Below are 10,667 nucleotides of genomic sequence, written 5' to 3' on the forward strand. Positions count from 1 at the left end.
GACCCAGTCCGTGGAACCCTGGTCTCCGGTGTATCGGTAGATTCCGCCTGCTGAGTTGACGTGCCATACGGTGCCGTCGGCTGCCACGCCGATGTCGACGGCTTTGCCGGGGATGCCTACCCACGGGTTGGAGTCGTGGCCCGTGTACCGGTACATCTGGCCCAGGGAGTTCACGCCCCAGACGTGGGTCCTGGACCCGACCGAGATCGAAGTGAGACCACCGGAGACGTTCTTCCAGTCAGCCATTTTCCTGTCCCCTTACCTCGAACCTTGCGAGGGGAATCCTGCTGCTCGGAGAGGCTACCCAAACGGCCTGATATGCCGATTGGCTATGGAGATAAACCAAAAATCGCCGTTTGGTTGTCTTCGCCCCTCTGCCTGCCAGGGCGCGTGGCTCACTCGCCTCACCACGAGGAGGCTGAATCCGCTGTAACCCACAAGGGAACGAGAACGGCGCCCGGACCCCGGTCTGCCGGATGATCCGGACGAAACAACTCAGTCCAGGGTGCGGGCCCGTTCGAGGACCGCGGCCGGGGCCTTGGCCACCGAGCCGGTGCCGAAGGGGGGTTGCGGGTCGTGGTCGGTGTAGTGACGTCCGGGCTCCTCACGCGCTGAGCCACTCCGCGACCTCCACCACGTCCCCGACGCTCACCGCGCCCTCGCACACCACCGCGTTCTTCGCGCCGAAGCTGACCTTGTTCCCGTACTCCGGCTCGCGCCGGTACGTCGACAGGGTGCGGATCGGCTCCGGGCCCGCGCGGTGGCCGGTGGTCTGGTCGACCATGGGGACGGCGCACCGCGTCGCCCGTACCGAGTAGGCGAGTTCGACGGAGCCGATGGTCATCCGGCGCACCCGGTCCTCGAAGTGCGGTTCATCGTTGCCGGTCAGGACGATGTTGGGGCGGAAGCGGTTCATGGGTACGGGCGTGGCGTCGCCCCGGGCGGTGATGCGGGCGTTGAGATCGTCCAGGGAGGCCGTCGAGGCGACCAGCACCGCGTGCGCGTCGGCGAAGTTGACCTTGCCCGGGGTGTCGCCCCAGCCGTCCCGGTCGAAGCCGGGGGCCACCCGTACCAGGCGGGACTTCACGCCGAGCGCGTCGGAGAACCACTCCGCGACCGCGTCCCCCTGGTCGACGGCCGCGCCGAGCGGGCGGTCGAACATGCTGACGTCGCGTCGCGGGCCGTCCCGGTCGACGTCCACGCGCAACGGCTCGACGTCCTGGGCGGACAGGGCCAACACCGCCCCGCCGTCCAGGACTTCGACCCGGATCGCGGCCATGGCGGGATGCGTGCGCTGGCTGCGGAAGGCGCCGTCCGTCGCGTCCACCACCATGAACGTACGGTCGTGTTCGAGGCCGGTGCCGAAGACCTGCGCGGAGTCGACCGTGGTTCCGGCGCAGCCCTTGACCGGGTAGTAGGCCAGTTCGCGGACGGTGATCGTCATGGTGTCCCCTCCGGGGCAGCCGCTTCGAGCGCGTCGACGCTGCCGGACATGATGGTGCGGATGCGGCGGGTGAGGTGGTCGGTGGGCCAGTCCCACCAGGCGACGGCGAGCAGCCGGGCAACCGTTTCTTCGTCGTACCGGGTGCGGATCAGCCGGGCCGGGTTGCCGCCGACGATGCCGTAGTCGGGTACGTCGGCGGTGACGACGGAGCCGGCGCCGATGATCGCGCCGTGCCCGATCCGTACGCCCGGCATCACCATGGAGTTGTAGCCGAACCAGACGTCGTTGCCGACGACGGTGTCGCCCCGGCCCGGCAGCCCGGTCAGCAGGTCGAAGTGCTCGGTCCAGGAGCCGCCCATGGAGGGGAACGGGAACGTGGACGGGCCGTCCATCCGGTGGTTGGCGCCGTTCATGATGAACCGCGTTCCGGTCCCGAGCGCGCAGAACTTCCCGATGACGAGCTTCTCCGGGCCGTAGTGGTACAGCACGTTGCGGGTCTCGAACGCGGTCGCGTCGTCGGGGTCGTCGTAGTACGTGAAGTCCCCGACCTCGATCAGTTCGGACTTCACCAGGGGCTTCAGCAGGACGACCCGGGGCTGGCCCGGCATCGGGTGCAGGACGGCGGGGTCGGCGGGGACTGCGTTCATGGCGCTCATCATCGCATTCGCTTCGCATGAGGTAAGTTCCTTTTGGGAACTCGAAAGGGATCGAGAGAGGAGCGCGCCGTGACGCTGGCGCAATGGACCGAGGTCGACGACTACTTCAACGGTCTGCTGGTGGGCCCGGACGAAGCCCTGGACGCAGCCGTGGAGGCCAGTGACAGGGCCGGGCTCCCGGCGATCCAGGTCGCCGCCAACCAGGGCAAGCTGCTGAACCTGCTGGCCAGGCTCCAGGGGGCGCGCACCGTGCTGGAGATCGGCACCCTGGGCGGCTACAGCACCATCTGGCTGGCCCGCGCGCTGCCCGAGGGCGGCAAGGTCGTGACGCTGGAGGCCGATCCGGTGTACGCGGAGGTGGCGCGGGCCAACATCGAGCGGGCCGGGCTCGCCGACGTCGTCGAGATCCGGGTCGGCCGCGCCCTCGACGCGCTGCCGCAGCTGGCGGCGGAGGGACACGGGCCGTTCGACGTCGTGTTCATCGACGCCGACAAGCCGAGCAACCCCGACTACCTGGCCTGGTCCCTGAAGCTGACCCGGCCCGGCAGCCTGATCGTCGCCGACAACGTCGTACGCGACGGAGAGGTGGTCGACGGCGCCAGCGAGGACCCGAAGGTGCAGGGGGTGCGCCGGTTCACCGAACTCGTCGCCGCCGAGCCGACGTTGACCGCGACCGCGCTGCAGACCGTCGGGAGCAAGGGGTACGACGGGCTGATGATGGCGCTGGTCACCGGCTGACATTCGCCGACATGGGCCGGGATGTTTGCGGCGAGCGGTCCGCGGACGCGGGTGGCCCGAAGCGCGCCTCGAACGGGATCCGGGCGCCGGCGTTCCCGTGTGGCCGAAGTGGTGGAAAGCCTCCAAGAGCTGCTGAGTATTACTGTGGCCGACGAGGTGACCCCCCTTGTTCGTACGGCCGCAGACTTGCAGGGCGCGGCGCATGCCCTCGCGGTCGCCGCTTCCTCGTCCGTGACGAACCGAAGGACCCGAGCCCATGAGCGAACGCGTCATCGCCCCCAAGAACCGCGGCTTCCTCTTCCTCGATTCCCACCCGGCCGGCTGCGAGCGCTTGGTGGAGGACATGTGGCAGGCCGTCCCCACCCCTTCCCGCGTGCCCGACCGGGCACCCGTGGCGCTGATCATCGGCTCCTCCGCCGGGTACGGGCTGGCCGCGACGATCGCAGGTCTCGCCCGTGCCGGGATCCGTGGGATCGGGGTCTGCTTCGAGAAGGCCCCCGGCCGGCGAACGGGTACGGCCGGTTGGTACCGCACGGCCGCGACCGCCGAACTGGCCCGTCGGCACGGTCACGACATGGTGTTCCTCAACGGGGACGCGTTCTCCGACGAGATGAAGAACCAGGTCGCGCAGGTGCTGGAGGAGCGCTTCGGCGGCCGTCTGGACTACCTGATCTACTCGGTGGCCGCCCCACGCCGTACCGACCCCGAAACCGGGACCACGTACGCGTCCGTCCTCAAGCCCATCGGTGAGGCGTACAGCACCAAGACCCTCGTCTTCGACGACCAGGGCACCGGGGAGGTGCGGGAGATCGAGACGCAGCCGGCCGACGGCGACGACATCGAGCAGACCGTAGCCGTCATGGGCGGAACCGACTGGGAACGGTGGATTGACCACCTCGCCGACCGCGCACTGCTCGCCGATGGATTCACCACCGCCGCCCTCTCCTACATCGGCTCCGCCCTGACAGCCGCGATCTACCGGCAAGGCACCATCGGTGCTGCCAAGTCCCACCTCGAACAGACCGCCCGCACCCTCGATGAGCGGCTCGGCAAGCTGGTCGAGGGGCGCGCGGTCACCTCGGTCAACGCTGCTGCCGTCACCCAGTCCTCGACCGCGATCCCCGGCATCGCCCTGTACGTCGGGCTGCTCCGCGGCGTCCTCGGCCATGCCATGGTCCCGCCGATCGGGCAGCTCATCGACCTGTGGGACCAGCTCACCGGTGTCCGCCCGCTCGACCTCGACGACGAAGGACGGGTGCGCCTGGACACCTGGGAACTCGCCCCCACCGTCCAGGCGGCCGTCACCGAGCGGTGGAAGGCCGCCACCACCGAGAACATCACCGAACTCGCCGACCTCGACTGGTTCCACGCCGAAGTGCAGCGCCTGTACGGATTCGCCGTGTCCGGCATCGACTATGCCGCGCCGGTCGAGACCGACATCTCCTGGCCGGACACGGTCACCCCCTGAAGCGGTCCGGTCCGGGCTTCGGGGAAAGCCCTTCGACACGGGCAGCGGATCCGGTCATGATCGGGTGCATGTCTTTGCGTGTGAGTGACCCGGTTCGTATCGGTACGGAACAGCTGCCGGGAGGGCGGTTGCTGGGCTGGGCCGAGTGGGGGCCGGGGGACGGGGTGCCGGTGCTGTTCTCGCCCGGCGCGGCCACCAGTAGGCATCTCGGCTTCGGTGCCGATGTGCTGGACGGGCTCGGGGTGCGGCTGATCTCCGTGGACCGCCCCGGTCTGGGGGTCTCCTCGCCCGTGCCGGGGCGTACGTTCGGTGACTTCGTCGACGACGTCCGCGCGTTCGCCGGGCTGCGTGGTCTGGGGCGGCCCCTGATGGTCGGCAATTCGCAGGGGGCGCCGTTCGCGCTGGCGTGCGCCGCCGCCGGAGTGGTCGGGGCGCTCGCGGTGGTCTCCGGTGCGGACGAGGTCGCCGAGCCGTGTTTCGCCGACGCGCTCCCGGAGGAGCTGCGGCGCCTCGTCGACCTGGCGGTGTCCGACCCGGCCGCCGCCGAGCAGGTCTTCGCCGGGTTCACCGCGCAGGGGATGTGGGACATGGTCATGTCCGGCAGTCCGGAGTGCGACCTCGCCGTCTATCAGCAGCCGGCGTTCGCGGCCGCCTACCGGCGCGCGCTCGACGAAGCCTTCGCGCAGGGCGCGGCCGGCTACGCCCGGGACACCGTCCTGGCCATGGGGCGCTGGGGGATCGGGCTGTCGGACATCGCCGTACCCGTCGACCTCTGGTACGGGGAGAAGGACACCGGGCACTCGCCCGACCAGGGGGTCCGGCTGGCCTCGCGCATCCCGGGTGCGGTCCGGCATCCGGTGCCGGAGGCCGGCGGGGCGGTGCTCTGGACCCACGCCGAACAGGTGCTGAGCACCCTGCTGGAGCGCGCCGCGGGCCGTTGAGCCGTTCAGCGCGCAGAAGGGCCCTCACCTGTCACGTCCAGGCGAGGGCCCTTCCTTCATCCGCCTGCCCGGTGAAGGTTGAGAAGACGATCACGAGGCAGGACGTATGTGCGCCTCCCGGTCAGGGGGCGAGCAGCAGCACGTCGGCGCGCTCCTTGGCGGCCGCGTAACGCTTCGCCACGTCCTGCCAGTTGACGACGGCCCACATCGCCTCGATGAAGTCGACCTTCTGGTTCTTGTACTGGAGGTAGAAGGCGTGCTCCCAGGCGTCGAAGACCAGGACCGGGACGGAGCCCTGGCCGACATTGCCCTGGTGGTCGTAGACCTGCTCGACGATCAGCTTGCCGCTGACCGGCTCGTACGCCAGGACGCCCCAGCCGGAGCCCTGCGTGGTGGCCGCGGCCTTCGTCAGCTGGGACTTGAAACCGGCGAACGAGCCGAACGACTCGGTGATCGCGTCCGCCAGGTCACCGACACCGTCCGCCGCGAGCGGCTCGCCGCCGCCGTCGCCGGTCATGTTGTGCCAGTAGATCGAGTGCAGGATGTGGCCGGAGAGGTGGAACGCGAGGCTCTTCTGGAGTCCGTTGATCGCTCCCCATGCCTCCTTGTCGCGCGCCTCCGCCAGCTGCTCCAGGGTGTCGTTCGCACCCTTCACATAGGCGGCGTGGTGCTTGTCGTGGTGGAGCTCGATGATCTGCGGATTGATGACCGGTTCGAGCGCCGCGTAGTCGTACGGGAGTTCCGGAAGCGTGTACGTGGCCATGTGGTCGAACCCTCCAGCTGCTGTCCTGTTGTTATTGCAAGCTATATGCAGAAGCAGGCTAACAGCAGGAAGGGTGCCGAGGTGATCAGCCCTTTGACCTAGGACGTGTCTTTGGGGCGGCGGCGTGCCCGCCGGGGCAGAGCGGCGTCGAAGGCTTCGGCGAGTTCGGGGACCACGGGCCTGGCTGCCGGGTCGGGGCGCAGGCAGGTGTCGATGGCCGCCGCCAGGTCGCGGGGGAGGCGTCGGCGGGATCCGATCGGCTCAGCGGTCTCCTCCAGCTGCGGGTACCAGTCCGTCGCGTTGAGGGTGCCCGCGGTGCCGTCCGTGCAGTCGGTGCTGTCCGTCCCGTCCGTCCCGTCCATGGGCTCGCCGCTGTCGAACGGTGCGTCGCCGGTGGCGACTTCGTACAGCGTGACACCGATGCCCCACACATCGGCCGCGGCCGACAGCAGCCCGCCCCGCGCCTGTTCGGGAGCCAGGTAGCAGAAGGTGCCGATGCCCGCGGGGGCTATGCCGGGCGGCCGGGCCACGCTCAGGTCGAGCACCTTGGCGTGCCCGCAGTCGACCACCACATTGGACGGCTTGAGGTCCAGGTGCAGCAGGCCCCGGCCGTGGAGGTAGTGGACCGCGGAACACAGCTGCGCGCCGAGCAGGGCCACGTCCTGGGCGGACACCCGGCGGGGCAACCGGCGGACCAGGTGCGACAGCGTCTCGCCGGTCAGCGTCTCCAGCACGACGACCGGCTCGGGCGAGTCGAAGGTCTCGTACGCGCGGACCAGATGCGGATGGGCGAAGGCCAGCAGCCAGTGGCCCTCCCGCCGCAGCCGCTCGCGCAGCCGCTGCTCGTGGCGGCGGTCGGGGCGCAGCACTTTCACGACGCACCGGCAGTCCCGCTCCTCGCTCCACGCGTCGTAGAGGTCGAGCCAGCCCGTCCGGGCCAGATGCGCCAGAACCTCGTACCCCGGCACGGGTCGCGTCCCGGGGGCGAGGGGTGGAGCCGGCGGCGCGGCGGTGCGGCGGGTCATGACAGGACCTTCCGCAGGGGAGGGGGAGCGGTCCGATCCCGGTCGGTCTCCGCGTTCAGCCGGTGCAGCCGGGCGTACGTTCCGTCGCGAAGGAGCAGATCCCCGTGCGTGCCGCGCTCGACGACCCGGCCGTGGTCCAGCACCACGGTGGACGTGGCGTCGCGGACGGTGAGCAGATTGTGCGAGATGACTATGGTGGTGCGCCCCGCCATGAGCCGGCGCAGCGGTTCCATGATCCGGCGGCCCGACCGGGCGTCCAGGCCCGTGGTCGGTTCGTCCAGGAGCAGCACGGGCGCGTCCCTGATCATCGCGCGGGCGATCGCGAGGCGTTGGGCCTGCCCGCCGGACAGCGTCCGGCCGCGCTGTCCCACCACCGTGTCGTAGCCCTCGGGGAGCAACTGGATGAAGTCATGGGCGTCGGCGGCGCGGGCCGCCGCGACGATGTCCGCCTCCGTCGCGTCCGGGCGGCCGTAGGCGATGTTCTCCCGCACGGTGCCGTGCAGGACGAGCGTCTCCTGAAGGACCACCGCGACGTTCTCGCGCAGCTCGGACAGCCGCAGGTCCCTGAGGTCGGTGCCGTCGAGCAGGATCGCGCCCCGATCCGGGTCGTAGAAGCGCAGTTGCAGCTTGCCGACCGTGGACTTGCCGGCGCCGCTCGCGCCGACCAGTGCCAGCGTCGTGCCGGGGGTCACATGGAACGACACGTCCCTGAGCGCCCACCGGGACGTACCCGGATAGCGGAAGGAGACGTCGCGGAACTCCACGTCGCCCCGGGCGCGCCCGATCCGCCGGGCCCTGGCGGACTCGACGACCTGGGGGCGCTGGTCGAGCAGCTCGATGATCCGCTCGGCGGAGGCGGAGGCCGCGTAGAACGTGTTGGTGAGCCGGGACAGGTCGCGGATCGGGCTGTAGAGGTTGCTCAGCAGCGCGAGGAAGACCAGCAGCCCGCCCAGCGTGAGCTGCCCCTGCGCCAGCTTCCAGGTGCCCAGGCCCATGACGGCCAGCACGCCGGCCAGCTCGATGACCTCGACGATCGGGCCGTACACGGCGCGGATGCGCGCCGAGGCCATCGCCGCGCGGAACTTGCCCAGGCTCTCGCGCTCGAACCGGCGCCCCTCCGTCTCCTGCCGGTTGTACGCCTGCACCAGCGCGACGTTGCCGAGCGACTCCTCGGCGATCGCGCTGATCGAACCGCTGCGCCGCCGACGCTCCCGCGACGCGGCCTTGATCAGCCGGGAGAAGTGCCGGGCCGCGCACCAGAAGAGCGGCACGATGACGAGCGCGAGCAGGGTCAGATCCCATCGCAGGTAGAACAGCAGGCCGAGGAAGACGCCCAGCCGGATCACGTAGTAGAGGCCGTTCGCCACCCCAGAGAGCAGGAATGTCTCGACCGCGTCGACATCACCCGTGAGGCGCGACAGCAGGTCCCCCAGCCGGCGCCGCTCGAAGAAACCGAGCGAGAGGTCCTGGACATGCCGGAAGACATCCGACCGGAGGGCCAGCAGGAAACGCTCGCTCACCCAGGTGGACATCACCTCGTCGGCGAAATCCAGCACGCCGGAGCAGACGATGAGCGCGGTGTACGCCAGGGCGATCCAGGCGAAGGGGCGCAGATCGCGCGGGACGAGCACATCGTCCACCACGGTCTTGAAGAGCCAGATCTCGGCCGCGTCGACGACGGGACCGAACATGCTGAACGCGAGGATCGGAACGAGCAGACGCCGGCCGCCGCGGGTATAGGGCCAGAAGCGCCGGAACACCTCGCGCGGGGCGACCGCGGGCGCGGCGGCGACGACCGCGTCGGGATCGTCCGCCACCGACAGCAGCCGTCGTACGAGATGCCACGAGACACGCCTCATGGACGCGTTCCTCACATCGCCGGCCGAGCGGACCAAGAAGCAGGGCCCGCTCAGCCGTTCCGGATGGTCACCAGTGGTGACCGTGGTGATCGTGGTGGGTGTTACGGCGACGACGGCGACGGCGCCTTCCGGTGCTGTCGGAGCGCCCCGATGTCATGTCCCTCTTTTCGTCACGGTGTTTGGCGGGTGTCAGATACTTGAAGATCGCCATGGGCTTCCCTCCTGAGAGCCTTCTGGACGCAATACGCTCCAGAGGGCTCGCGGGATTGCCGATCCCGGCAAAATCTCGCCCCGTCGCGGGCGCCGTCCGCGGTCAGCGCGCCCGCGCCGACGAGGACCCCGTGCGAAGGGCCCCGCGGGGCAGGTCCGCCGCGGCCCGCGGGGCGCCGCTCTCCTTCAGCCACGCCACGAAGGCGAGCACGAAGGCGACTTCCGCGATCAGGCACAGGATGCCGTACGGCGGCTCCCAGTCCGTTTCGCGATAGCCCGGCAGTCCGACGGTCCGCGACAGCAGGAAACCCGCGATCATGCCGATGCTGGTGGCAGCGCCGATCAGCCAGGCGCCGAGCGGCCGCTGCTGGAGGGCGAGACCCGCGGCGACGGCGAGCAGCACCACGCAGCCGATCAGGAACAGGACGCCGATGTACGGCATCTCCGTCAAGTGCGAGGGGACCAGCAGGAGATGGAGCACCGCGCTCGCCAGGGCGCAGATCGCTCCGGTCCCGCGCAAGGCCATGAGTGTCGTGCGAGACGTCATCACGATTCCAAGGGTCTGAGGCGGCCTGCGCCGCCGTGTTCGGTAGGGCGCGCCTTCACTACCTACGGCGCCGCAGGCCCGAGGGTTCATGATCGGCCCGATCGGCCGCCCGCCCGATCGGCCGCCCGCCCGCCCGGCCGCCCGCCCGCCCGGCCGCCCGCCCGCCCGGCCGCCCGCCCGGTCCGGTCCGGTCCGAACGAGAGGTCCCGGGGGCGCCCGCAGCAGGCAATCTCCGCGGGCGCGTGTTACGTAAGGAGTATGCGCAGGATTGGCATCCCCCTGGAGCGGGTGCCCGACGAAGCGCTGCTGGCCGGGCTCATGACCGGCGATCCCGAGATCGCCGTGGCCTTCGTACGGCGGTTCCAGCGTCGGGTCTTCGGCGTGGCCGTCGCCGTGGTCGGCGATATCCAGCTCGCCGAGGACATCGCCCAGCAGACCTTCGAGCGCGCCTGCCGGCACGCCCAGGTCTACGACTCGCGCCGGGGATCGGTGCCCACCTGGCTGTCCGCCATCGCGCACAACCTAGCGATCGACGCCGTACGTGCCCGCAAGGCCACCCCGGTCGACCCCGCGGACCTGGAGAACATGATGGAGACCGTCGCCGACACACCGGAGCGCCACGCACTGTCCACCGAAACCGCGGCGGATCTGCGCCGCGCGGTCGGCGCGCTGCCGAGGGAACAGGCGCGTGCGCTGGTGATGGCCGGGATCTACGGGATGACGGCCCAACAGGTCGCCGACTTCGAGCAGATACCGCTCGGTACCGCCAAGACCCGGATAAGGGCGGCCATGGGCAAGGTCCGGGCGTCCCTCGCGGCGAGGCAGGTGGACCATGACTGACAACGGCGGGCTGAGCTGCGAGCAGCTCCGGGAGATCGGCGCGGAACTGGCGCTCGGTGTGCTGCCCGCCAGGCAGCGGGCCGGGGCGATGGACCACCTGGAGCACTGCCCCGCCTGCCGCGAACACGTCCACGAGCTGGCGGCCGCCTCGGACGCGCTGCTGGATCTCGTGCCGG

At 70.3% G+C, this 10,667-nt stretch carries 11 protein-coding genes and 1 pseudogene; 5 read left to right on the forward strand and 7 right to left on the reverse strand.

Annotated features, from left to right (window positions below; translation table 11 throughout):
* The 3 genes from ABZY11_RS15540 to ABZY11_RS15550 form a co-directional block, all read right to left on the reverse strand.
* Window positions 1-246 (reverse strand): tectonin domain-containing protein (locus ABZY11_RS15540; RefSeq protein WP_356479633.1); only part of this gene is annotated, 246 nt, incomplete at its 3' end.
* Window positions 247-604: 358 nt separating this feature from the next.
* On the reverse strand, window positions 605-1,444 hold the full coding sequence (locus tag ABZY11_RS15545; protein ID WP_356479634.1) for an MOSC N-terminal beta barrel domain-containing protein: 840 nt from the start codon (window positions 1,442-1,444) through the stop codon (window positions 605-607).
* Complete coding sequence (locus tag ABZY11_RS15550) at window positions 1,441-2,091, reverse strand: CatB-related O-acetyltransferase (protein WP_356479635.1); 651 nt, start codon at window positions 2,089-2,091, stop codon at window positions 1,441-1,443. Before ABZY11_RS15550 ends, ABZY11_RS15545 begins: the two co-directional genes overlap by 4 nt.
* Window positions 2,092-2,169: 78 nt before the next feature.
* On the opposite strand from ABZY11_RS15550, the gene ABZY11_RS15555 reads away from it, so the two are divergent.
* From ABZY11_RS15555 to ABZY11_RS15565, 3 genes are all read left to right on the forward strand, one after another.
* Window positions 2,170-2,838, forward strand: a complete 669-nt coding sequence (locus tag ABZY11_RS15555) for an O-methyltransferase (RefSeq protein WP_356479636.1) — start codon at window positions 2,170-2,172, stop codon at window positions 2,836-2,838.
* 256 nt (window positions 2,839-3,094) lie between these two features.
* Entirely contained in the window at window positions 3,095-4,306 is a 1,212-nt protein-coding gene (gene fabV, locus ABZY11_RS15560) for an enoyl-[acyl-carrier-protein] reductase FabV (RefSeq protein ID WP_356479637.1), read from the forward strand.
* Between the two features lie 68 nt (window positions 4,307-4,374).
* Window positions 4,375-5,247, forward strand: a complete 873-nt coding sequence (locus ABZY11_RS15565) for an alpha/beta hydrolase (RefSeq protein WP_356479638.1) — start codon at window positions 4,375-4,377, stop codon at window positions 5,245-5,247.
* Window positions 5,248-5,368: 121 nt separating this feature from the next.
* Here the strand turns inward: ABZY11_RS15565 and ABZY11_RS15570 are convergent, their stop codons facing one another.
* The 4 genes from ABZY11_RS15570 to ABZY11_RS15585 all read right to left on the reverse strand — a co-directional run bounded on the left by ABZY11_RS15570 (window position 5,369) and on the right by ABZY11_RS15585 (window position 9,654).
* Window positions 5,369-6,010 carry a superoxide dismutase gene (locus ABZY11_RS15570; protein WP_356479639.1) on the reverse strand — a complete coding sequence of 214 codons (642 nt, stop codon included), beginning with the start codon at window positions 6,008-6,010 and terminating at the stop codon, window positions 5,369-5,371.
* Window positions 6,011-6,108: 98 nt separating this feature from the next.
* The gene (locus ABZY11_RS15575; RefSeq protein ID WP_356479640.1) at window positions 6,109-7,035 is read right to left on the reverse strand and encodes a serine/threonine-protein kinase; all 927 of its coding nucleotides are present in this window, start codon (window positions 7,033-7,035) and stop codon (window positions 6,109-6,111) included.
* The gene (locus ABZY11_RS15580; protein WP_356479641.1) at window positions 7,032-8,894 is read right to left on the reverse strand and encodes an ABC transporter ATP-binding protein; all 1,863 of its coding nucleotides are present in this window, start codon (window positions 8,892-8,894) and stop codon (window positions 7,032-7,034) included. Before ABZY11_RS15580 ends, ABZY11_RS15575 begins: the two co-directional genes overlap by 4 nt.
* Window positions 8,895-9,207: 313 nt before the next feature.
* Window positions 9,208-9,654 (reverse strand): hypothetical protein, encoded by a 447-nt coding sequence (locus ABZY11_RS15585; protein ID WP_356479642.1) that lies wholly within the window; start codon window positions 9,652-9,654, stop codon window positions 9,208-9,210.
* Between the two features lie 255 nt (window positions 9,655-9,909).
* On the opposite strand from ABZY11_RS15585, the gene ABZY11_RS15590 reads away from it, so the two are divergent.
* Complete coding sequence (locus ABZY11_RS15590) at window positions 9,910-10,491, forward strand: sigma-70 family RNA polymerase sigma factor (protein WP_356479643.1); 582 nt, start codon at window positions 9,910-9,912, stop codon at window positions 10,489-10,491.
* Window positions 10,484-10,667: pseudogene (locus tag ABZY11_RS15595) on the forward strand (hypothetical protein); the annotation flags it as partial. The gene ABZY11_RS15590 and the pseudogene ABZY11_RS15595, both read left to right, overlap by 8 nt.

The organism is Streptomyces sp. NPDC006510, from assembly GCF_040611955.1.
Lineage (GTDB): Bacteria > Actinomycetota > Actinomycetes > Streptomycetales > Streptomycetaceae > Streptomyces.

Excerpts from the sequence above, each read along its gene's own strand:
- ABZY11_RS15545 (WP_356479634.1), bottom strand. The coding sequence starts at position 1,444 with ATGACGATCACCGTCCGCGAACTGGCCTACTACCCGGTCAAGGGCTGC.
- ABZY11_RS15550 (WP_356479635.1), bottom strand. The coding sequence starts at position 2,091 with ATGAACGCAGTCCCCGCCGACCCCGCCGTCCTGCACCCGATGCCGGGC.
- fabV (WP_356479637.1), top strand. The coding sequence starts at position 3,095 with ATGAGCGAACGCGTCATCGCCCCCAAGAACCGCGGCTTCCTCTTCCTC.
- ABZY11_RS15565 (WP_356479638.1), top strand. The coding sequence starts at position 4,375 with ATGTCTTTGCGTGTGAGTGACCCGGTTCGTATCGGTACGGAACAGCTG.
- ABZY11_RS15570 (WP_356479639.1), bottom strand. The coding sequence starts at position 6,010 with ATGGCCACGTACACGCTTCCGGAACTCCCGTACGACTACGCGGCGCTC.
- ABZY11_RS15575 (WP_356479640.1), bottom strand. The coding sequence starts at position 7,035 with ATGACCCGCCGCACCGCCGCGCCGCCGGCTCCACCCCTCGCCCCCGGG.
- ABZY11_RS15580 (WP_356479641.1), bottom strand. The coding sequence starts at position 8,894 with ATGAGGCGTGTCTCGTGGCATCTCGTACGACGGCTGCTGTCGGTGGCG.
- ABZY11_RS15590 (WP_356479643.1), top strand. The coding sequence starts at position 9,910 with ATGCGCAGGATTGGCATCCCCCTGGAGCGGGTGCCCGACGAAGCGCTG.